This window comes from Caulobacter segnis ATCC 21756 (assembly GCF_000092285.1).
Taxonomy (GTDB): Bacteria; Pseudomonadota; Alphaproteobacteria; order Caulobacterales; family Caulobacteraceae; genus Caulobacter; species Caulobacter segnis.
Genome location: NC_014100.1, coordinates 2,163,068 through 2,184,298 on the forward strand (window position 1 = coordinate 2,163,068; position 21,231 = coordinate 2,184,298).

Here is a 21,231-nt window from a genome sequence, read left to right on the forward strand (position 1 = left end):
ACGCTTGTCAAAATCCACATCCCGGTCGATTGACCACGCCGCGCCGATCCTGAAGGCGCTCGTCATCCATCCGGCGCGGCAACTGCGTGGCCAGGCGGCCCTCGAAGCCCGGGATCCCAACGCCCGGCTCGAGGAGGCCGTCGGCCTCGCGGTGGCGCTCGATCTCGACGTCGTGGAGGCGCTGATCGCGCCTCTGCGCGCCGTCACGCCCGCGACCCTGTTCGGCAAGGGCAAGGTCGAGGAGTTCGCGGCGATCTGCGAGGTCGAACATATCGACGTCGCGGTCTTCGACGACCAGCTGACCCCGATCCAGCAGCGCAATCTCGAGAAGGCGCTGGAGGTGAAGGTCGTGGACCGCACGGGCCTGATCCTCGAGATCTTCGCCCGACGGGCCCGGACCCGGGAAGGCAAGCTGCAGGTCGAGCTGGCCAGGCTTGACTACGAGCGCTCGCGCCTGGTCCGCACCTGGACCCACCTGGAGCGCCAACGGGGCGGCACCGGCTCGACCGGCGGTCCCGGCGAAACCCAGATCGAAATCGACCGCCGCCTGATCGCGGGCACGATCATCAAGCTCAAGAGGGAGCTTGAGGAGGTGCGTCGGACGCGGACCCTGCACCGTAGCGCCCGCAAGAAGGTTCCGTACCCGACCGTCGCCCTGGTCGGTTATACGAACGCCGGCAAGTCCACGCTGTTCAACCGCCTGACCGAGGCGGAGGTGCTGGCCAAGGACATGCTGTTCGCGACGTTGGACCCGACCCTGCGCACCGTGAAGCTGCCTGACGGGCGGCCGGCGATCATGTCCGACACCGTCGGCTTCATCTCCGATCTGCCGCACGAGCTGGTCGAAGCTTTCCGCGCCACGCTGGAGGAGGTGCAGGAGGCCGATGTCGTCCTTCACGTCCGCGACGTCGCCAATCCCGACAGCGAGGCCCAGGCCCGCGATGTCGAGACGGTGCTGTCCGAACTCGGCGTCACGCTGGACGGCGGCAAGACCGTCGTCGAGGTCTGGAACAAGATCGATCTCTTGTCCGAGGACGACCGCGAGATCATCGAGGGCCAGGCGCGCCGCGTCGGCGCTTCGCCCGTATCGGCCGTCACCGGCGAGGGCTGCGAGGCCCTGCTGCGCCGGGTCGGCGGCCTGATCGACGACTCCCCGCCGGTCGAGGTGCGCCTCGGTCCGCAGGACGGCCAGGCCCTGGCCTGGATCTATCGCAACGGCCGCGTGCTCGGCCGCCATGACGGCGAGGGCGGCGAGGTCATGCTGATCGCGCGGCTGGACGGGCAGGCCTTGGGCCGGTTCGAGCGCCAATTTCCCGAGGCGCGCGTCGAGCCGGCGGCGACCTAGCCCTTCGCCTTTTCCGCCGCCTTGGCGTCGTTCCAGAGGGCGTCCATTTCGGCCAGATCCGACTCGTCCGGCGTCTTGCCGCGTTCGGCGAGACCTGACTCGATGAAGGCGAAGCGGCGGGCGAACTTGGCGTTGGTGGCGCGCAGGGCGTCTTCCGGATCGACATCCAGTTTCCGCGCCAGGTTCGCGCAGACGAACAGGATATCGCCCAACTCCTCGCGGGCCTTGGCCATGTCGCCGGCGTCGATCTCGACGGCGATCTCCTCGGTTTCCTCGCGCAGCTTGGCCAGGACCTCGGCGGCGGAAGGCCAGTCGAAGCCGACGCGGGCGGCGCGTTTGGTCAGCTTCACGGCGCGGGTGAGGGCGGGCAGGCCGGTCGGCACGTCGTCGAGCACGCCGTGCTTGGCCTTGGCCTGACGCTCCTGGGCCTTCAGGGCCTCCCAGCCCTCGACCTGGTCGGAGAGGGTTTCGTAGGCGTGGTCGCCGAACACGTGCGGATGCCGGCGGATCATCTTGTCGGAGATCGCCGTCGCCACGTCCTTGAGATCGAACGCCCCCTGTTCCTCGGCCATGCGGGAATGGAAGACCACCTGCAGCAGCAGGTCGCCCAGCTCTTCCTTCAGATCCGAGAGATCGCCGCGCTCGATCGCGTCGGCGACCTCGTAGGCTTCCTCGACCGTATAGGGCGCGATCGTCGCGAAGGTCTGCTCCAGGTCCCAGGGGCAGCCGCCGTCGGGATCGCGCAGCCTGGCCATGATCTCGACCAGGCGGGCGATCGGCTCTTGGTCTTCACTCGGCGGGGGCGACAAGGGCGTTGGCGTCAGGGGCATGAGGATCCGGCTGGGCTGCGGGCTTGGACGAGGCCTCGGCCGCATCCCGCGCCGCGAGCTGGCGCTGGATTTCGGCGAGACGGTTCGCATCCAGCGGATAGCGCATCATCACCGCCGCGACCATCAGTCCCAGCGCCGCCGGGGCGAAGGCGTAGAGCCCGATCAGCGCCGCGTCGCCCGCGGCGGTCGGCGTCTTCGGGTCGAAGCCCAGCGCGCCGAGGATGATGAAGACGCCGACGGCCAGGGCGTAGCCCAGCTTCAACGTGCCGGTGACGATCGCGTAGAGCAGCCCGGTCTTGTCGACGCCGGTCAGCAGTCGCTCCTCATCGCCGATATCCGCCATCATTGATCGGACCAGCAGCTGAGCGGCGGAGTAGGGCAGCCCGGCCAGGACCAGGACGATCATGCCCAGCACCACCTCCCCGGGCGGCATGAAGACCGTCGCCAACTGCACGATCGCGTAGACGACCGAGGCCACGGCCAACGCCTTGTGCTTGCCAATGCGCTTGGCCAGCATGGGCCAGATCGGCGCGCCAGCCAGGGCGGCGATGAAATAGATCAGCAGCAGGACGCCCGACTGCGTCTTGTCGAAGCCCTTCATCCGCTCGAAGAAGAACAGGAACAGCGTGCCGGCGATGCCGGGCGCCAGGCCCATCAGCAGGTCGGCGATCAGCAGGCGGCGCACGGAGGGGCGAGTCAGCAGGCCGAGATACTGCTTGAGGCCCGTCTTTCCATGCCTGGGCGGCGCGACCGGCTCGCCGACAGTGCTTACGGCGAGCAGGACCGCGAGCGGCGCCAGCACGACGATGAACCAGCCCATGGCGGCGATGCTGTCCAGATGATCGCCCTTGAACACGCCCGTCACGATCGGCGGCAGGCACAGCACCAGGATCATGCCGACCACATTGGCGCCCTGCCACCAGGCGAAGACGCGCGAGCGCTGCTGGTAGTCGCTGGACAGGACCGCGCCCCAGGCGGTCTGCGACAGCACCACCATCGAATAGCCGACATAGACGACGGACAGCCAGAACCACAGATACAGCGCGCCGACGCCGGGCTGGGCCATGAACAGGGCGTAGGAGCCTATGGCGATCACCGGCGAGCCGGCGGCGAGCCAGGGACGGAAGCGGCCGAAACGCGACCGCGTGTTGTCCATCAGTCCGCCCAGAACCGGATCCAGAAGCATGTCGACCAGCTTCACGATCAGGAAGGCCGCGCCCACCGTGGTCAGGGACAGGCCCAACGACGTGACGTAGTATTCGGGCAGGTAGACGACCAGCGGCAGGCCCATCGCGGCGATCGGAACCGCCGGCGAGGCGAACCTGGCCAGCGCCCATGACGATTTACGCTCCGTCATCCCGTTACTCCTCCCCACGCTTCGATCGCGCTTCGCACTCGGCCCGAGACGGCCATTTCAAACAAGTGTGCGAGCATTGTTCGCCAAGCGCCAGCCCGTTCTACCATCGACTCGCGGCGCCGCGCTTCACGCGGTGTCCCGCTGAAGGGATGGAAAGGGACGCGGAGCGCCGGACATCCGTCCGGAGTGTGAGTTTGTAGATACCGTTTCGACGAAGCCCGACGCTCCGCGCGACCGTTATCCGCCAGCGTCCCGTCAGGTGGCCCTGTTCGGGCCTTACCGGGACCTGGGCCTCCCGTTTCCGAGAGCCCCAGCGGTCGGAGAGGACGGGCTTTCAGCCAAACACGCCCTTTTACCTCCAACCACGCCGACGGCGGGCGGGCCTGACCAGCGTCAGGTCCCCGGACCGTCCGAGTATCCCCCTCGAACCTGTCCCCGCTCGATCGCCCCCCGTCGCCGCAAATGGTCGCTGGCCATGCGCCCTTTCCTCGCGACGAGGTGGGTAGAGAATACGGCAGGTTTTGGAGGGGAGGATAAGACGGCGCCAACGCTCGTCGAACGCCCATGAAAACCCTCTCTCTTCGAGAGAGGGGGGGGCCATGCGAGAACAGGGGGGGGGGAGGTTTCACCCTTTCCGGACAAGGCAGTGACGAGCAAGCTACTGAAGAGTAAGAAATTTCTCGGCCAATTTCGTAACCACTCACCCTCCCACGCCTGACGGCGCGGGCCCCTCCCTCTCTCGAAGAGAGAGGGGTCTCTACGCCCATCCCTCGACGAGCGTTCAGCCCTGGGGTTTCATCCTCAGTGGCAGCCCCGCCGCGACGAAATAGACCTCGTCCACGGTCGCCGCGAGCCGCTGGTTCAGCCGTCCGGCCTCGTCGCGGAAGCGGCGGCCCAGCGGCGTCTCGGGCACGATGCCCAGACCCACCTCGTTGCTGACCAGCCAAAGGCGAGCAGGGCAGGCGGCGACGGTCGCGACCAGCGCGGCGCACGCCGCCTCGACGTCTTGGTCGGCCAGCATCTGGTTCGAGAGCCAAAGGGTCAGGCAGTCGACGACGGCGACCGCGTCGGCGGGCAGGGCGGCGATGGCGGACGCGAGTTCGAGCGGCGCTTCGACCGTGATCCATGATTCGCCGCGATCGGCCCGGTGGCGGGCGATGCGCTCGGCCATCTCGTCATCGAACGCCTGGCCCGTCGCGATCAGGACCGGCCGCCCAGCTCCCGCCGCGGTTTCAGCGGCTTTCTGGGCGAAGCCGCTCTTTCCCGAGCGCGCGCCGCCCAGCACCAGGGTCACGGTCATGAAAGCTCCACATTGACGGTGTGCGGCGCAGCATATAGGCCTTGCGACGCGTCAGGCTCCTCGAAAGAGGATTAAAAGGGAACGAGGTTCAAGGCCTCGGCTGCCCCCGCAACTGTTAGCGGCGAGTTCTAGCGCCATACGCCACTGGGGCCCTCGGGCTCTGGGAAGGCGGCGCCAAGAGCATTGACCCGCGAGCCAGGAGACCTGCCCGGCGCGGTCGTTCATCGCTCGGCCGGGGTGCGCCGATCGAACGGGATTTCCCGAGAAACGACAGTCAAAGGACCGCGCGACGGTCCGAGCTTGCGTATGGCTTGTCGCCGTTCGCGGCCGGTTCGGCGCGCGGGTCGTTCAGTAGGGGAAGAAGAACCATGATCCGAGCGTTTCTGAGCTCCACCGCCCTCGCCACCAGCCTGATCGCGGGCGCGGCTTTCGCCGACGACCAGAAGGCCCCCGAGGCCGACGTCGCCGGCGCGACCGGCGCCAACGGCGTCGCCGAACTCGTCGTCACCGCCACCCGCACCGCCCAGCCGATCGAGAAGGTCGGCGCGTCGGTGACCGTCCTGACCCAGCCGGCGATCGAGGCCAGCCAGGCGATCTCGGTCGTCGAGCTGCTGGCCCAGACGCCGGGCGTCAGCTTCACCCGCAACGGCGGTCCGGGCACGACCACGGGCCTCAACATCCGCGGCGCCGAGACCCAGCACACCGTCGTCCTGATCGACGGCGTCAAGCTGAACGACCCATCCTCGACCCAAGGCGGCTTTAACAGCGGCAACCTGCTGGTCGGCGACATCTCGCGCATCGAGATCCTGCGCGGCGCCCAGTCGACCCTGTGGGGCAGCCAAGCCATCGGCGGCGTCGTCAACATCGTGACCGCCGAGCCGACGACTCCGTTCTCGAGCTCGATCGACGCCGAGGCCGGCGCGCGCAAGACCGGATACCTGCGGGCCGGCGTTGGCGGCGCCGGCGACAAGATCGTCTGGCGCGTGGCTGGCGGCTACTACACCACCGACGGCTTCTCGGCCTACAAGCCGGGTAAGGAGAAGGACGGCTACCAGAACCGCGGCCTTTCCGGCCGCCTGCGCATCGCCCTGGCGCAGAACGTCTCGGCCGAGGTCCGCTCGGTCTATTCGAAGGGCAAGAACGACTTCGACGGCTTCAACGTCGACAGCCCCGAGTTCGGTCGCACCGAAGAGCTGGTGATCTACACCGGCCTGAATTTCGGCCTGCTGGACGGCCGCTGGAACAACCGGATCGGCTACGCCTACACCGACACCGACCGCGAGAACATCAACCCGGCCCGCCCCGCCGTGCCGCTGACCTTCGACGCGGCCGGCAAGAACAAGCGCTGGGAATACCAGGGCGTCTTCGCGGTCACCGAGACCGTGTCGGCCACCTTCGGCGCCGAAACGGAAAAGGCGCGGATGCGCACGCGCTCGCCGTCCGTCAGCAACCCGAACCCGGCCTTCGCCACCGGCAAGGTCGGCGTCGACAGCCTCTATGGCCAGCTGCAGGCTGAGGTGGTTCCGGGCCTGACCCTGACCGCCGGCCTCCGCTACGAGGACCACGACACCTATGGCTCGCACACCCTGGGTCAGGCCTCGGCCGCCTGGGCGCTTAACGAGGGGAACACGGTCCTGCGCGCCAGCTTCGGCCAGGGGTTCCGGGCTCCTGGCCTCTACGAGCTGTTCAGCGAGTACGGCAACCTGAACCTCTCGCCCGAAAAGTTCGACAGCTGGGACGCCGGGATCGAGCAGCGCTTCCTGGGCGGCAAGGCCCGCGCCGTGGCGACCTGGTTCCACCGCGAGGCCGACAACGAGATCCGCTACTTCTCGTGCACGGGCGGCGCCGATCCGCTGTGCGCGCCGGGCGGCGTCTCGCGTTGGGGCTACTACAGCAACGTTCTGAAGACCAAGGCGCAAGGCCTTGAACTGATTGGCGAATACAAGCCGGCGCAAGGCTTGGTTCTGTCGGGCAACTACACCTACACCGACGCCGAGACCGACTCCGGTTCGGCCAAGGGCAAGCAGCTGACCCGTCGTCCGAAGAACATGGGCAACCTGTCGGCGACCTATGTCTGGCCGGTGAAGCTCTCGACCACGGTGGCGGTCCGTTATGTGGGCAAGACCTACAACAACGACCTCAACACCCAGGTGGTGAAGGACTACACGCTGGTCGACCTGCGCGCGTCCTATCCGCTGAAGGACGGCCTGGAGGTCTTCGGCCGCGTCGAGAACGCGTTCGACAAGGACTACCAGACCATCCTGAACTACGGCACGCCCGGTCGCGGCGCGTTCGTGGGCCTGCGGGCCCGCTTCTAGAGCGCGGTGATGGCGTCGATCCCTCACCTCGGCGCCCTCCGACATGGCGGCCGTCTCCGCGAGGCGACGGCCGCCTATCCGGACGTGCGGGGGCCCTGGCTCGATCTGTCGACCGGGATCAATCCGGAGCCTTGGTCGGGCGCGCGCGCGTCGGCCGAGGCGCTACGGACGCTGCCCGATCCCGAGTTGCTGACTGAACTGGAGGCCGTCGCCGCCCGCGCCTTCGGCGTGGCCGACCGTGCGCGGGTCGTGGCCGTCGCCGGGGCGGACGCGGCCCTGCGGCTGCTGCCGCTCCTGCTAGACGGGGGCGACGTCGCCCTGGCCGCGCCGATCTATGGCGGCCACGCTGAGGCCTGGGCCGAGCGGAAGCCCTTGATAGTGACGTCGGTGGACGACCGACGCGCCGTCGCGGCGGATATCCTCGTCCTGGTCAATCCGAACAATCCCGACGGACGCCAGTTGCGACGCGAGGCGCTCACCGAACTGGCCGAGGCGCGCTCGGCGCTCGGGCGTTGGACGATCGTCGACGAGGCCTTCGTCGAGGTGACGCCGGGCGTCAGCGTCGCGGATCTGGAGATCGAGCGCCTGATCGTCCTGCGCTCATTCGGAAAGTTCTACGGCCTGCCTGGGGCGCGGCTCGGATTCATCATTTGCGACAAGGTCTTGGCGAAAAAACTTCGCGCGGTCCTTGGTGATTGGCCGGTCTGCGCTGACGCCCTGGCCCTGGGTCTCGGCGCCTATGCCGACGACGCCTGGCGGGCCACGACCATCGCCTGCCTGGCGGCCCAGGCCCGCAACGTCGACGCGGTCCTGAGCTCCGCCGGCCTTGCCGTCGTGGGCGGCTGCGATCTTTTCCGTTGGGTCGAAGCGCCGGACGCGCACCGGCTGTTCGTCGGCCTTTGCCGGCGAGGCGTCCTGACGCGCCCGTTCGTCGAGCACCCGACCCGCCTGCGCTTCGGAATTCCCTCGCGCGGAAACCTCGATCGTTTGCGAGAAGCCCTGCAGGCGGTCCGCCATGCGGCCTAGCCGTCGGGTCATCATGGGCGGCGTCTTGGCCCTGGGCGCGCCCAGCCCCGTATTGGCGGCGCCTCGACGCATCGCGTCTCTGAACGCGTGTCTGGACGCCATGCTGGTGCATCTGGCCGACCGCTCGCAGATCGCCGCGCTCAGTCACTACGCCCGCGAGCCGCAAGGCTCGACCGTGGCGGCGCAGGCCCGCACCCTGCCGTTCACCTGGGAAAGCGCCGAGGAGATCATCGCGCTGCAGCCGGATCTGGTTCTGGCCAGCCAGCACTCGGCGTTGGCGACCCGCAACGCGCTCAAGCGCCTGCACGTTCCCGTCGAACGCTTCGCCGTTCCCAAGACGGTCGAGGAGAGCCTTGGGCAGGTCCAGCGCATGGCTCGCCTGATCGGCCAGGTGGATCGCGGCGAGCGGCTGATCGTCCGGATCAGGGCCGCCCTGGCCGCCGCGACGGTTCGACCGGGCGCCCGACGCCTGAGTGCTCTGATCTATCAACCCAATGGCTTCGCGGCGGGACCTCACACCTTGGTCGATGAAATGATGACCCTGGCCGGCTTCGACAACGCCGCCCGGCGATATGGCCTGAAGTCCTGGGGCAACGTGCCGCTCGAGCTGCTGCTGGCGGATCCGCCTGAGGTGCTGCTGGTGGGCGAGCCCGCGCCCGGCGCGCGCAGCTGGGCCGACCGGGTCATGACCCATCCGGCGCTCGGCGCGCTTAAGGGCCGGATGCGGCAGGCCCGGTTCCCAGAGCGCCTGCTCTATTGCGGCGGGCCGGTCCTGATCGAGTCCGCCCAGGCCATGGCTCGTGCGCGCGCCGAAATCCTGGGAGAGACGGCGTGAAGACGCGGTCGGTTTGGCTCGTCTGTGGCGTGCTGGCGGCGGCGCTGGTCTTGCTGTTCGCGCTCAGCCTGTGCGCAGGCCGGGTCTGGACGCCCTGGAGCGCCTGGATCTCGAACGGCGCCGATCCACGCTGGGCCATCGTCTTTGGTTTGCGGCTGCCCCGCACCATCCTGGCGTTGCTGGTCGGCGGCGCGCTGGGGCTGAGCGGCGCGGCGCTTCAGGGGTATACCCGCAATCCGCTAGCCGAGCCCGGCGTGCTGGGCGTCTCTTCCTCGGCGGCGCTGGGCGCGGTGCTGACCCTCTATCTCGGCGCGGCGGCCGAGGCGAGCTGGATCCTGCCCGGCGCGGCCATGGTCGGCGCGGGCCTTGGCGTGTTCGCGCTGCTGGCGCTGGCGGGCGTCACCTCCAGCGTCGTCACCTTCATCCTGGCCGGGTTCATCATCCAGACCGTCTGCACCGCGGGCATCTCCCTGGCTCTGAACCTGGCGCCGAACCCGTGGGCGGTGGACGAGATCGTCAGCTGGCTGATGGGCTCCCTGGCCGACCGTAGCGTCGAGGAGGTCCGCATCGCCGCGCCGGGCGTGATCGTCGGATCTTTGGTCTTGCTTACGCAGGGCCGGGCGCTGGACGCCCTGACCCTGGGCGAGCAGGGCGCGCGGTCGCTGGGCGTCAGCCTGACGCGAACGCGGCTCCTGCTGGCGATCGGCGTGGCCCTGACGGTCGGATCCAGCGTGGCGGTCACGGGCGTCATCGGTTTCGTGGGGCTGATCGTCCCGCATCTGCTGCGGCCCTGGGTTGGTTCGAGGCCCGGCGCTCTCCTCTGGCCCTCGCTGCTGGGCGGGGCGGCGCTGACGCTTGGCGCCGACATCCTGGTCCGCCTGACCCCGGCCGCCGAAGAGATCAAGCTCGGCGTCGCCATGGCCGCGCTGGGCGGGCCTTTCTTCCTCTGGATGCTGGTGGCGATGCGCAGGAGGCTGGCGTGAGCGAGGGACTGTTCGCCGAGACGGTGAGCCTGAGCCTGGGCGGCAAGGCGGTGCTCAACCGCGTCACCGCCCAGTTCAGCCGGGGCGAGCTGGTTGCGATCGTCGGTCCCAACGGCGCGGGCAAGTCGAGCCTGCTGTCTTGCCTGGCGGGCCTGAGGCGCCCCGACACAGGCCAGGTCTCTCTGGACGGCGCGATCGTGACGCAGATCCCCGCGCGACGTCGGGCGCGAGTGATGGCGTTCCTGGCCCAGACGCCCGAGATCGCCTGGGATGTCGATGTACGCACCTTTGTGGGCTTGGGGCGCACTCCGCACCTGGGCGCGTTCGGTCCCAGCGCCGAAGACGCCGCCGCCATGGACCAGGCGATCGCGACGACGGGGCTGGACGATTTCGTCGAGCGGCCGATCACCCGCCTGTCGGGGGGCGAGCGGGCCAGGGCCCTGATCGCCCGCGCCTTGGCGGGCCAAACTGACTGGCTGCTGGCGGACGAGCCGCTGACGGGACTCGATCCGGGACACGCCTTGGATACGGTGGGCCTGTTCCGCCGCCTCGCCCACGAGCAGGGCAAGGGCGTGATCGTCACGCTGCACGATCTGACCCTGGCCGCCCGCTTCGCCGATCGCGTGCTGTTGCTGGATCGAGGCTGCCTGGTCGCCGACGGCGCGCCAGGGAAAGCGCTGACGCCGCAGGCCTTGGCGATGGCCTATGGCGTCGCAACCCGCACCCACGCCGGCGAGGCGGGGCCGCTGATCGAGATCCTGCGCCGTGTGGACTAGCCCGTGGATCGTCCTGGCCGCGGCGGCTCTGGAAGCCGTGCTGGGCTATCCGGAGGCGCTCCACCGCCGCATCCCGCATCCCGTGGTCTGGATCGGCGCCCTGATCTCGCGTCTGGAAGCTGGGCTCAATCGCCCAACCTGGAGCGACGCGACGCGTCGCGCGGCGGGCGTCGCGACGCTGGCGATCATCGTGCTGGTCAGCGGACTTGTTGGCTGGCTGCTGGCCAAGTTCGGCGGGCCCTACGTCATGGCGGTCGTTGGGACGCTGGGCCTGGCGCAGCGTAGCCTTCACCAGCATGTCACCGCCGTTCTGCGTCCGTTGCAAAGCGGTGATCTCGTCGCGGCGCGAGAGGCGGTCGGCATGATCGTCGGCCGCGACGTGGCTGGCCTCGACGCCGGCGGGGTCGCCGCGGCGGCGATCGAGAGCCTGGCCGAGAGCTTCAATGACGGCGTCGTCGCGCCGATCTTCTGGTTCGTGGTCGCGGGCCTGCCGGGCCTCTTCGTCTACAAGGCGGTCAATACGGCCGACAGCTTGATCGGCCACCGCGAGCCGCGTTGGCGCGCGTTCGGCTGGGCCTCGGCGCGGTTCGACGACCTGCTGAACCTGGCCCCCGCGCGGCTGGCCGGCGCGCTGATCGCCTTGGCCGGGCGCGGCGGCTGGTCGGTCATGATCCGCGACGCGGGCAAACACGCCTCGCCGAACGCCGGCTGGCCTGAGGCTGCGATGGCCGGCGCCCTGGGCGTGCGCCTGGGCGGCGCGGCCTGGTATGACGGCGAGCGGTCCGATCGCCCCATGTTCGGAAGCGGCCGGGAAGTCCAGACCGAAGACCTGCAGCGCGCGCTGCGCATCTACCTGGCGGCCTGCGCGATCCTGTGGCTGCTGTTGGCGTTGGGAGGACTGGCATGGCCGCGTTGATGATCCAGGGCTGCGGGTCCGACGTCGGCAAGTCGGTGCTGGTCGCGGGCCTTTGCCGGCTGTTCGCCAACCGAGGCCTGACGGTCCGTCCGTTCAAGCCGCAGAATATGTCGAACAACGCCGCGGTCACTGCGGAGGGCGGGGAGATCGGGCGGGCTCAGGCCCTGCAAGCCGTCGCCTGCCGCACGCCGCCGACCGTCGACATGAACCCGGTGCTGCTGAAGCCCCAGAGCGACGTCGGCGCTCAGCTGGTGGTGCGGGGCCAGATGGCCGGGACCTGGAAGGCCAGCGGCTACCAGGCGCGGAAGGGCGAACTGCTGGGTCTCGTGGTCGAGAGCTTCCGGCGCCTGGAGGCCGAAAGCGACCTCGTCATCGTCGAGGGGGCGGGGAGCCCGGCCGAGGTCAATCTCCGCGCCGGCGACATCGCCAACATGGGCTTCGCGCGCGCGGCCGATGTGCCGGTCGTGCTGGTCGGGGACATCGATCGTGGCCATGTGATCGCCGCCCTGGTCGGCGCCCACGCGGTGCTGGACGAGGCCGACCGCGCCATGGTGCGCGGCTTCCTGATCAACAAGTTTCGGGGCGATCCGACGCTCTTCCAGGACGGAAGGCGGATGATCGTCGAGGCGACGGGCTGGCCCGACCTTGGCATGGCGCCCTGGCTGGCGGCGGCGCGACGACTGCCGGCCGAGGACGCCGTCGTGCTCGAAGACCCGTCGCCGCTGGGCGAAAGGAAGATCCGCATCGTCGTGCCGATGCTCTCACGCATCGCCAATTTCGACGAGTTCGACGCCCTGCGCTCCGAGCCGGATGTGGCCTTCGCCTTCGTGCCGCCCGGCCAGCCGCTGCCCGGCGACGCCGACCTTGTCATTCTGCCGGGGACCAAGGCGACGCCGGCGGACCTGGCCTTCTTTCGCGCGCAAGGCTGGGACATCGATCTGGCCGCCCACGTTCGGCGCGGCGGGCGCGTGCTGGGCGTCTGCGGCGGCTTCCAGATGCTGGGCCGTCGTCTCTCTGATCCAGACGGGATCGAGGGCGCGCCAGCCTCCGTGGAGGGCCTTGCCCTGCTCGACGTCGAGACGGTGATGACCGATCGTAAGACCCTGCGCCAGGTGACGGGGCGACTGCCCGGCGGCGCGGCCTTCTCCGGCTACGAGATGCATGTGGGCCGCACCGAGGGCGGCGAGCGTCCGATGCTGCGGTTCGACGATGGCGGCCAGGACGGCGCCATCTCGGCCGATGGCCGGGTGCGCGGCTGCTACGTCCACGGCCTGTTCGACAGCGGCGAGGCGAGGGCCGAACTGCTGGCCGAGCTCGGCGCGGTCTCGGATCACCTCGATCAATCCGCGCGCGTCGACCGGGCGCTCGACGAGATCGCGGCCGCTCTGGAGGCGGCGTTCGACATTCCCGCGCTCGCGGCCATCGCCGGCCTGGAGACCTCTTGATGACCCTGCCCGCCGTTTCCCCGGTCGATCTCTCGGGCGCCGAAGCGCTCCGCGCTCAGCTCGACGCCAAGGCCAAGCCGCTGGGCGCGCTGGGGCGGATCGAGGATCTGGCCGTGCGGCTAGGCCTGATCGCGGGTGGATCGCCGCCGTCGTTCGATCGCGCGTTGCTTCTGGTCTTCGCCGGCGACCACGGCATGAACGCCGAGGGCGTCTCGGCCTATCCGTCGGCTGTCACCCAGGCGATGGTCGCGACCTTCCTGGCCGGCAAGGCCAGCGCCAACGCCTTCGCCCGCGCCGTGGGGGCGGAGTTGCGGGTCGTGGACGCTGGTGTCGACGCCGAACTCCCGTCCCATTCGGTGCTGATCGACGCCAAGGTCCGACGGGGCAGCCGCAACGCCGCGGTCGAACCCGCCTTGACCCAGGCCGAAGTCGAATCCGCGCTGGAACGCGGGGCCGGCATCGCCCTCCAAGCGGCCGAAGAGGGTTTCGAGATCCTCGCCCTGGGTGAGATGGGCATCGGCAACACCGCCTCGGCGGCGCTGCTCATGCATCGCCTGGCGCCCGCGCCGCTCGCCGGCTGCATCGGCCGGGGCGCGGGGCATGACGAGGCGGGCCTGGCGCGCAAGATCGCCATCCTCGAGCGAGCCGCCGCGCGCAGCGCCGCCACGGAGCCCTTGGAGGTCCTGGCGGAGTTTGGCGGCTTGGAGATCGCCATGATGGCCGGCGCGATCATCGGCGCGGCCTCGGCCAAGATTCCGGTGCTCGTGGACGGCTTCATTGTCTCGGCGGCGGCGCTGGTCGCGATCCGCCTGGTTCCGGCGGCCAAGGACTACTGTGTCTTCTGCCATCGCTCGGCCGAGCAGGGGCACGGCCGGCTGCTCGCCGCCTTGGAGGTCGAGCCGCTGCTGGCGCTGGACTTGCGGCTGGGCGAGGGGACAGGTGCGCTGCTCGCCTTGCCCATGGTACGGGCCGCCTCGCGCCTGCTGAGCGACGTCGCCAGCCTGGACGACGTCTTGAACGGAAGGCTCTGACCGTGGGCTGGCTCGCGCATCAGGCGCGGCTTCTGCTCTGCGCCGTCCAGTTCCTGACGCGGATTCCGACGCCGGCCCTGAACCGCTTCGAGAGCGATTGGATCACACGAGCCGCGCGCTATTTTCCTCTGGTAGGTCAGGGTGTTGGGGCGATCTCCGCGGGCGTCTTCTTTGTGGGCTTCCAGATGTGGGGCGCGGGTGTCGCGGCCGTTCTGGCGATTGGCGCGGGCTTGTTGGTCACTGGCGCCTTTCACGAAGACGGCCTGGCCGATACGGCCGACGGGCTGGGTGGCGGCCAGACGGCTCAGCGCCGCCTGGAGATCATGAAGGACAGCCGCATAGGGACCTATGGCGTCTGCGCGCTGCTCGTCGCGCTCGGCCTGAAAGCGGCTGTTTTGGCGACCCTAACGGCGCAGGCCGGAGGCTTGGTTTTGCTGGCGGCGCATGGCGCGGGGCGCGCGGCGGCTGTCGTCGCCATGCGGGTCACGCCGTACGCGCCTTCGGGTGAGGCGGGGAAGTGGAAGCCTACGCCGATCGGCGTGCGCACTGGCGAGGTGATCGTCGCTCTTGTCATCGCGGCCTGGCCGTTGCTGCTTCTACCCGCGCCGGCCGCCGGATTGGGTCTAGCCTTGGGCGGCGTCGCCGCGGTGATCCTGGCGAGAACGGCCGTCCGGTTGATCGGCGGCCACACGGGTGACGTGCTTGGCGCGGTCGAGCAGGTTTTCGAGGTCGGCTTCCTGCTCGGCGTGGCGGCGCTGGCGTGAGGCTGATCGTGTGCCCGGGGTCGGCTGTCGACGCGCTGCTGGCGCGCACGCGCGTAGACCACGTGCTGGCCCTGGTGTCGCCCGACGCCGAGGTCGAGCCGCGCGCGGTTCCGGCGACCATCCTGCGCTTCAACGACATCGCCGCGCCCCGGCCTGATCTGATCGCGCCGAGCTCTGAGTTGGTCCGCGAGATCATTGGCCTAGGCCACGACCTGCCCGCCGAGGCCACGCTTCTTGTCCACTGCTTCGCCGGCGTCAGTCGCTCTCCAGCGGCGGCCTACATCCTGGCGTGCGCCGCGGGCGGCCCCGGCGAGGAGGTCGCGATCGCGACACGCCTGCGCGAGGCCTCGCCCAAGGCCACGCCCAACCCCCTGATAGTCTCCCTGGCCGACGACATGCTGGGGCGCGGCGGCGCCATGAGCGCGGCCATCGCGGCGATCGGGCGGGGCGCGGACGCGTACGAAGGAGACGTGATCGATTGGACGCTGGACGCCGTCGCTCGCCCCTAGGTTCGTCCGGCCGACCATGCGACCCAGAAATTGATGGGAGCGCTAACAATGGTCGTGACACGCGCCTCAGAATTTGTAGGAGTAATCCAGAGCCGCGCCACAAGCGGTCGATAACAAATAGTGGGAGCGAGAAACGATATGGGGTTCTTCGATAAAAAAGTTGGCCGCGCGGGAGCCGTGGCGACGGGCCTGGCGATGGCCTGGCTGCTGGCGACGCCGGCGTCGGCGCAGAACGACAAGATGACGCCGATCGCCATCCCGGCCCAGCCGAACGCGATCACGCTGAACACCGGACCGTTGCCCGGCGGAACGAACGCCGAGAGCTGGCACAGCCAGTACGGCAGCGTCTTCGCCCGCAACGTGACCGTCGCGACCCTGACGCCGTTCCTGCCCGATCCGGCCAAGGCCACCGGCGTGGCCGTGATCGTCGCCCCTGGTGGCGGCTTCCGCACCCTGTCGATGGAAAACGAGGGCTGGGATGTCGCCAAGGCCTTGGCCGACAAGGGCGTCGCCGCCTTCGTCCTGAAGTACCGTCTGAACCAGACGCCGGCCGACATGCCCGGCTTCGAAGCCTCGATGAAGGCGATGTTCTCGGGCGTCGCGCGCGCGCCGCGCATGGACCCGCAGTCCGCTGTAAAGGCGCTGGAGCCGCAACTCGCCGACTCCCGCGCGGCCTTCGCCCTGATCCGCTCGCGCGCGGCCGAGTGGCATGTCGATCCCGACCGCATCGGCATGGTCGGCTTCTCGGCCGGCGCCATGCTGACCCTGACCACGACCCTGGCCGTCGAGGACGCCAAGCCGGCCTTCATCGGCCTGATCTACGGCTCGCTGGCGCCGGCGACGGTCCCGGCCGACGCGCCGCCGATGTTCTTCGCCCTGGCGGCCGACGATCCTCTGTTCGGAAACAGCGGCTTTGGCCTGATCGAGAGCTGGCGCGCGGCTAAGCGTCCCGTGGAGTTCCACCTCTACGAACAGGGCGGCCACGGCTTTGGCATGTACAAGAAGAAGACCACCAGCACCGGCTGGTTCGACGCCTACGCAAGCTGGATGGCCATGCACGGCTATATGAGCAAGAAGTAGCGCTCTTGCGGCCGCCGCTCGTTTGGGCGGCGGCCGCTTCCGGCCTTAGGGCACGGGGATCTCGAACGGACCGACCGGCAGGTTCGCATCGTCGAACAGATTGACCACCGGGCTGTCGGCCCAGGCGTAGCGAACGCGGTCCACCGGCTGGCCGTCGCCGCTCAGCGTCACCTTGTCGCCCTCCGCGCGCCCGGTCGCGAAGCGGCAGGCTCCCGCGCCGCAGAGCTCGAAGCCGATCGCCATGGCGCCGCTGCGGGCGGCGAGGGCGCCCGACACATCCTTGAAGGTCAGGGTCACGCCGCCGCCGGTGTCGCGGGCGGCTGAGGCGATGCGCGGGCCCGACGGCGCGATCGCTTCGCCATAGGCCGTGGCGCGCATGGCGCGGGCGGCGCGGCGGCCGACCTCCTGCTTCTGGCCGGGGTGGATGTCCACCGGATCGCCGTGGTCGATCGTCACCACGACGGCGGCGTGGCCGTCCGCCTCGGCGACGCGGCGCTGAGTGTCGCGCACCTTAGCCCAGCCACTCTCCACGGGTCGCTGGGCCATGTCGCCATAGGCCGACAGCTGCACGATGGCGAACGGCAGGGCCGGCGTCTCGAACCGCGCGCGCCAGTCCTTCAGCATGGCCGAGAGGCGACGGTCATAGCCGGGCAGGCCGGTGTCGGACTCGCCCTGGTACCAGGCCACGCCGGCTAGGCTGACCGGTCCCAGCGGCGCGATCATGCCGTTGTAGAGCGTGCCCGCGCCGTTGATGTCGTCCCATGGCGAGCGTGGAGCGTTGGACTGGGAGCGTCCGGCCGGGGCGTAGCGCCAGCCCTGGTCCAGCGGCGGGCTGCTCCCATCGTCGAACCGCAGTTGCATCGCGCTGGCGGGGCCCAGCATGCCCCCGTCGGCATAGACGTTGTCGGCGTTGACCAGGATGACGTTGCGGCCCTCACGCAAGACGCCGGGCTTCAGGCGATACTGACGCGCGCGGCCCAGGCTGGTCCCGCCGACCGGCTGGCCGTTGACCCAGGTGCGGTCGGCGTCATCGATCGCGCCGAGATTCAGCACCGAGGCTTGGCGAGCCTGTTCGGCGGTCAGAGTGACCTCGGTCTTGAACCAGACCATGCCGAGATAGCCCTTCATCTCGGGCAGGCCCCAGCGGCTGAAGGCGCCGACCACGGGGACGGGCTTCCAGGCCAGGCCCGCGTCGTCGCGCCAGGGCTCGCGCCCCTGGGCGAGCCCGGAGGTGTCCCGCCACCAGGTTTCCCACTGGCTCGCCGCGGCCTTCTCGGCCGCCGCGGTGTCGCGCGTGTAGAGGGCCAGGGTCTTGGCCGGCTCGCCCAGGCCGGCTTGCTCGAGGCCGTCGGGCGACAGCCAGGCCGACTGGCGCGAGCCGCCCCAGCTGGCGTGGATCAGGCCGATCGGGGCCTTGGTCGTCTCCCGCAGGGACTGACCCATGTAGAAGCAGACCGCCGAGAACTTGCCGATCGTCGCCGGCGTCGCGGCCGCCCAGGCGGGCGGGGCGTCCAGCTTGTCCTGGGGCGCGAAGGCCAGGCGCTTGGGGACCGTCATCAGGCGGATCTGCGGATCGCTGGCGCCGTAGACCTGGAAGCTGTTCTGCGACTGCTCCGTCGTCATCTCCATGTTGCTCTGGCCCGAGCACAGGAAGACGTCGCCGATCAGCAGGTCGTCGATCACCTGCTGGCCGCTGGGCGCGTCGAGCAGCAGCCGATAGGGACCGCCGGCTTCCAGGGCCGGAAGCGTGAGACGGAAGCGACCGGCCTTATCGGCTTGGGCGCTGACGGTCTTGCCCGCGAGGTTGGCCGACACCGTCTCGCCCGGCAGCGCCTTGCCGGTCAGGATGATCGGCCGGCCGCGCTGGAGAACGGCGTGGTCGCCCAGGGCGCCGTCGACGATCGGCGCGGCGGAGGCCGAGGCCGAGGCCGCGAGCGCCAGGACGGTGGCGCTCGCGAGAAGAGCATGGATCTTCAAGTCGTTCTCCTACTTCGGCAGGGCCACGGCCTTGGCGACCGCGAACTCGGCCGAGCGGCCGGGGACGCCGGTGTCGGGCTGGCCGGCGCCGACGCTGACCTTATAGCGCCCGGTCATGACCTGGCGCACGCCGTCCGGATCGACCGAGCTCAAGTCGCGCGACGACAGCGAGAAGGTCACCGACTTGGCCTCGCCGGGCTTGAGGCTGACGCGCTGGAAGCCACGCAGGGCGACGCGCGGCGCGCCGGGTGAATTGGGGAAGTTCAGATAGAGCTGAGCCACCTCGTCGCCGGCGCGCTGACCAACGTTGCGGACCGTGGTCGTCACGCGCAGGCCCTGGCCGGCGTCGCCCTTGATCGGTTCGACCTTCAGCGGCGCGTAGTCGAACCGCGTGTAGCTGAGGCCGTAGCCGAACGGATAGACCGGCTGGCCGGTGAAGTAGCGATAGGTCCTTCCATCCATGCGGTAGTCGCCGAACGGCGGCAGGTCTTCCACCGACTTGTAGAAGGTCAGCGGCAGGCGGCCCGAGGGGTTGGTCTTGCCGGTCAGGACGTTGGCGATGGCCAGGCCCCCGGACTGGCCCGGATACCAGGCCTCCAGGATCGCCGCGGCGTTGTCCTTGGCCCAGGAGAGGTTCAGCGGACTACCGTTCATGGCCACCACGACCAGCGGCTTGCCCAGCGCCTTGGCCTGCTCCAGCAGCGCCTGCTGGTCGGCGGGAATGTCGAGCGTGGTCTTGTCGCCGCCCTTGAAGCCCGGGATCTCGACCGGCGACTCCTCGGCCTCGAGGTCGGAGGTCAGGCCGACCACGGCGACCAGCACGTCGGCCTGGGCCGCGGCCGCCTTCAGCTCGGCGGTCGGGTCCGTCGCGACGCGCTTCCAGACGAGATCGACGCCGGAGAGCGCGTGGGCCTCTGACATCACCTCGATCGCGTAGCGGCGTCCCTTCTCCAGCTTGATGGTCTTCATCGTCGGCAGGCTGCCCCAGCCCGATTTCTTGAGGTCCGCGAACGGCTTGCCGTCCAGTTTCATCTCGCCGTTGAAGCCGGTCAGACCCAGGCGATAGGTCCCGGTTTCCGGCGGGACCAGGAAGCCGGTCCAGACCACGCGATGGTGGTCGAGCACGGCCGGCAAATCGAGGCTGCGGGCGGCGACATTGGCCTCGACGCGCGTCACGACCGGCTGGTCGGCGAAGCGCATCTTGGAGACAATGTCGCCGAAGGTCCCCGGCTCGAAGCGCTTGGGCGGCGTCTCGGTCGGGTTGTAGTAGCGCGCCAGCAGGCCCGGCTTGCCGTCCGACGTTCGCAGGGCCGTCGTCGGGACCTTGTCGCCGTCGGTGTAGGACGGGCCGAACGGCGCGTAGGCCACCTTGGCGCCGGGCAGGGCGCGGCGCAGGCCCTCGACCACCGAGATCGGCGGCGCCGACAGGGCCGAGGAATAGTTGCCGCGCAGCACGCGGGTGGCGTCGCCCAGCGGACCGATCACCGCGACGCGCAGGCCAGGCTTCAGCGGCAGCAGGCCGTCGTTCTTCAGCAGAACGAGGCTCTTCTCGCTGGCGGCCAGGGCCAGGGCTTCGTGCTCTGGCGTCATCACGGCGCTCGGCGCCTTGGGCGCGGTGTCGACGGGGCGCACGCCCGGCAGGTCGCCGACGCGCAGTCGGGCGGAATAGAGCCGCACCAGGGCCTGGTCGACGTCTCCGATCGTGATCAGGCCCTGCTGGAGCGCGTCACGATAGCGGTTCGAGAGACCCGCCGTGTCGGTCAGGGTCGCGCCGTTGCACTCGTTGTCGACACCCGCGCGCACGGCGGCCGCCACGGCGGTGGCGGCGTCTGGCGCGTATTTGTGATTGTCGTTGATGTCCTTGACCGCGTCGCAGTCGGAGACGACGTAACCGTCGAACTTCCACGCCGTCCGCAAGTAGTCCTTCAGCAGCATGTCACTGGCGCAGGCCGGCTGGCCGTCGATGCGGTTGTAGGCGCACATGATCGAGCCGGCCTTGGCCTCGACGATCGCGGCGCGGAAGGCCGGCAGGTAGGTGTCCTCGAGATCGCGGCGCGAGACGTAGACATTGGCGTGGTGACGCGTCGATTCCGGCCCGCTGTGCACGGCGTAATGCTTGGGCGTCGCGATCACCTGCGGAAGGTCGGGGTCAGGCCCCTGGACGCCCTCGACGAACGCCACGCCCATGCGGGCGGCCAGATGCGGGTCCTCGCCATAGGTTTCCTGACCTCGGCCCCAGCGCGGATCGCGGAAGATGTTGATATTGGGGGACCAGGTGTTGAGCGCCGTGCCGATGCGGCCCATGCGGCCGGTCGCGCGCGCCAGGGTGTGCAGCCCACGCACCTCTGCGCCGATCGCGCCACCGACGTCCTTGACCAGGTCTGTGTCGAAGGTGGCCGCCAGGCCGACCGGCTCGGGGAAGTTGGTCGTCGGCAGCGAGCCCAGCGCGCCGTGCAGCGACTCCGTCCACCAGTTGTAGGCGGGGACGCCCAGTCGCGGGATCGCCGGAGCGGTGTTGAGCAGCTGGTCCAGCTTCTCCTCGGTCGTCATCTTGGCGACTAGGTCGGCGGCCATCTGGTCGGCCATCTGGCGGGTCGGCGAGGTTGTCTGGGCCTGCGCGACCGGCGCCAGACCCAGGACCAGGCTGAGGCACAGCGCCGTGCTCGCGCCCAAACGGCGCCGCGAAGACCTAGACATGAATTTTCCCTCGAACTGAAAACTTGAACGGATAGCGACCGA

At 69.6% G+C, this 21,231-nt stretch carries 17 protein-coding genes, 2 pseudogenes and 1 riboswitch; of the genes and pseudogenes, 12 read left to right on the forward strand and 7 right to left on the reverse strand.

What is annotated here, in order from left to right; all coding sequences use genetic code 11:
- Positions 1–4 precede the first annotated feature (4 nt).
- Positions 5–1,345: a GTPase HflX gene (gene hflX, locus CSEG_RS09990; RefSeq protein ID WP_013079114.1), complete on the forward strand. Its 1,341-nt coding sequence runs from the start codon at positions 5–7 to the stop codon at positions 1,343–1,345.
- Here the strand turns inward: hflX and mazG are convergent.
- The 5 genes and pseudogenes from mazG to cobU all read right to left on the reverse strand — a co-directional run bounded on the left by mazG (position 1,342) and on the right by cobU (position 4,832).
- A complete protein-coding gene (gene mazG / locus CSEG_RS09995; RefSeq protein WP_013079115.1) occupies positions 1,342–2,175 on the reverse strand; it encodes a nucleoside triphosphate pyrophosphohydrolase in 834 nt (277 codons plus the stop codon). The two genes, hflX and mazG, sit on opposite strands and share 4 nt — an antisense overlap.
- On the reverse strand, positions 2,135–3,532 hold the full coding sequence (locus CSEG_RS10000; protein WP_013079116.1) for an MFS transporter: 1,398 nt from the start codon (positions 3,530–3,532) through the stop codon (positions 2,135–2,137). Before CSEG_RS10000 ends, mazG begins: the two co-directional genes overlap by 41 nt.
- A gap of 247 nt (positions 3,533–3,779) precedes the next feature.
- Positions 3,780–3,859, reverse strand: a pseudogene (locus CSEG_RS23290) (hypothetical protein); the annotation flags it as partial.
- Positions 3,860–3,894: 35 nt separating this feature from the next.
- Positions 3,895–4,043, reverse strand: a pseudogene (locus CSEG_RS22535) (hypothetical protein); the annotation flags it as partial.
- 270 nt (positions 4,044–4,313) lie between these two features.
- Positions 4,314–4,832 carry a bifunctional adenosylcobinamide kinase/adenosylcobinamide-phosphate guanylyltransferase gene (gene cobU, locus CSEG_RS10005; protein WP_013079117.1) on the reverse strand — a complete coding sequence of 173 codons (519 nt, stop codon included), beginning with the start codon at positions 4,830–4,832 and terminating at the stop codon, positions 4,314–4,316.
- Positions 4,833–4,868: 36 nt separating this feature from the next.
- A riboswitch (cobalamin riboswitch) is annotated at positions 4,869–5,058 on the forward strand.
- 142 nt (positions 5,059–5,200) lie between these two features.
- Here cobU and CSEG_RS10010 point away from each other — a divergent pair.
- From CSEG_RS10010 to CSEG_RS10060, 11 genes are all read left to right on the forward strand, one after another.
- Positions 5,201–7,150 (forward strand): TonB-dependent receptor plug domain-containing protein, encoded by a 1,950-nt coding sequence (locus CSEG_RS10010; RefSeq protein ID WP_013079118.1) that lies wholly within the window; start codon positions 5,201–5,203, stop codon positions 7,148–7,150.
- Between the two features lie 9 nt (positions 7,151–7,159).
- Positions 7,160–8,176, forward strand: coding sequence for an aminotransferase class I/II-fold pyridoxal phosphate-dependent enzyme (locus CSEG_RS10015; protein ID WP_013079119.1), 1,017 nt, complete (start codon positions 7,160–7,162; stop codon positions 8,174–8,176).
- The gene (locus CSEG_RS10020) at positions 8,166–9,011 is read left to right on the forward strand and encodes an ABC transporter substrate-binding protein (protein ID WP_013079120.1); all 846 of its coding nucleotides are present in this window, start codon (positions 8,166–8,168) and stop codon (positions 9,009–9,011) included. Before CSEG_RS10015 ends, CSEG_RS10020 begins: the two co-directional genes overlap by 11 nt.
- Positions 9,008–9,994 (forward strand): FecCD family ABC transporter permease, encoded by a 987-nt coding sequence (locus CSEG_RS10025; protein WP_013079121.1) that lies wholly within the window; start codon positions 9,008–9,010, stop codon positions 9,992–9,994. Before CSEG_RS10020 ends, CSEG_RS10025 begins: the two co-directional genes overlap by 4 nt.
- Positions 9,991–10,770 carry an ABC transporter ATP-binding protein gene (locus tag CSEG_RS10030; RefSeq protein ID WP_013079122.1) on the forward strand — a complete coding sequence of 260 codons (780 nt, stop codon included), beginning with the start codon at positions 9,991–9,993 and terminating at the stop codon, positions 10,768–10,770. Before CSEG_RS10025 ends, CSEG_RS10030 begins: the two co-directional genes overlap by 4 nt.
- Positions 10,760–11,686, forward strand: coding sequence for an adenosylcobinamide-phosphate synthase CbiB (cbiB, locus tag CSEG_RS10035; RefSeq protein WP_013079123.1), 927 nt, complete (start codon positions 10,760–10,762; stop codon positions 11,684–11,686). The genes CSEG_RS10030 and cbiB overlap by 11 nt, the downstream gene beginning before the upstream one ends.
- Positions 11,674–13,131 (forward strand): cobyric acid synthase, encoded by a 1,458-nt coding sequence (locus tag CSEG_RS10040; RefSeq protein WP_013079124.1) that lies wholly within the window; start codon positions 11,674–11,676, stop codon positions 13,129–13,131. The genes cbiB and CSEG_RS10040 overlap by 13 nt, the downstream gene beginning before the upstream one ends.
- A complete protein-coding gene (gene cobT, locus CSEG_RS10045; RefSeq protein ID WP_013079125.1) occupies positions 13,131–14,162 on the forward strand; it encodes a nicotinate-nucleotide--dimethylbenzimidazole phosphoribosyltransferase in 1,032 nt (343 codons plus the stop codon). Before CSEG_RS10040 ends, cobT begins: the two co-directional genes overlap by 1 nt.
- 2 nt (positions 14,163–14,164) lie before the next feature.
- Positions 14,165–14,926: an adenosylcobinamide-GDP ribazoletransferase gene (gene cobS, locus CSEG_RS10050; protein ID WP_013079126.1), complete on the forward strand. Its 762-nt coding sequence runs from the start codon at positions 14,165–14,167 to the stop codon at positions 14,924–14,926.
- Entirely contained in the window at positions 14,923–15,435 is a 513-nt protein-coding gene (locus tag CSEG_RS10055; protein WP_041538268.1) for a tyrosine phosphatase family protein, read from the forward strand. The genes cobS and CSEG_RS10055 overlap by 4 nt, the downstream gene beginning before the upstream one ends.
- 138 nt (positions 15,436–15,573) lie before the next feature.
- A complete protein-coding gene (locus CSEG_RS10060) occupies positions 15,574–16,515 on the forward strand; it encodes an alpha/beta hydrolase (RefSeq protein ID WP_013079128.1) in 942 nt (313 codons plus the stop codon).
- Between the two features lie 45 nt (positions 16,516–16,560).
- Here CSEG_RS10060 and CSEG_RS10065 read toward each other — a convergent pair whose 3' ends face one another.
- Together CSEG_RS10065 and CSEG_RS10070 are read right to left on the reverse strand one after the other, a co-directional pair.
- Positions 16,561–18,492 (reverse strand): sialate O-acetylesterase, encoded by a 1,932-nt coding sequence (locus CSEG_RS10065; protein ID WP_013079129.1) that lies wholly within the window; start codon positions 18,490–18,492, stop codon positions 16,561–16,563.
- 9 nt (positions 18,493–18,501) lie between these two features.
- Positions 18,502–21,189 (reverse strand): glycoside hydrolase family 3 C-terminal domain-containing protein, encoded by a 2,688-nt coding sequence (locus tag CSEG_RS10070; protein ID WP_013079130.1) that lies wholly within the window; start codon positions 21,187–21,189, stop codon positions 18,502–18,504.
- Positions 21,190–21,231: the final 42 nt, after the last annotated feature.

Coding starts and splice junctions, on each gene's coding strand:
- CSEG_RS10070 (WP_013079130.1), bottom strand. CDS start 21,189: ATGTCTAGGTCTTCGCGGCGCCGTTTGGGCGCGAGCACGGCGCTGTGC.
- cobU (WP_013079117.1), bottom strand. CDS start 4,832: ATGACCGTGACCCTGGTGCTGGGCGGCGCGCGCTCGGGAAAGAGCGGC.
- mazG (WP_013079115.1), bottom strand. CDS start 2,175: ATGCCCCTGACGCCAACGCCCTTGTCGCCCCCGCCGAGTGAAGACCAA.
- CSEG_RS10015 (WP_013079119.1), top strand. CDS start 7,160: ATGGCGTCGATCCCTCACCTCGGCGCCCTCCGACATGGCGGCCGTCTC.
- CSEG_RS10000 (WP_013079116.1), bottom strand. CDS start 3,532: ATGACGGAGCGTAAATCGTCATGGGCGCTGGCCAGGTTCGCCTCGCCG.
- CSEG_RS10060 (WP_013079128.1), top strand. CDS start 15,574: ATGGGGTTCTTCGATAAAAAAGTTGGCCGCGCGGGAGCCGTGGCGACG.
- CSEG_RS10010 (WP_013079118.1), top strand. CDS start 5,201: ATGATCCGAGCGTTTCTGAGCTCCACCGCCCTCGCCACCAGCCTGATC.
- CSEG_RS10020 (WP_013079120.1), top strand. CDS start 8,166: ATGCGGCCTAGCCGTCGGGTCATCATGGGCGGCGTCTTGGCCCTGGGC.
- CSEG_RS10040 (WP_013079124.1), top strand. CDS start 11,674: ATGGCCGCGTTGATGATCCAGGGCTGCGGGTCCGACGTCGGCAAGTCG.
- cobT (WP_013079125.1), top strand. CDS start 13,131: ATGACCCTGCCCGCCGTTTCCCCGGTCGATCTCTCGGGCGCCGAAGCG.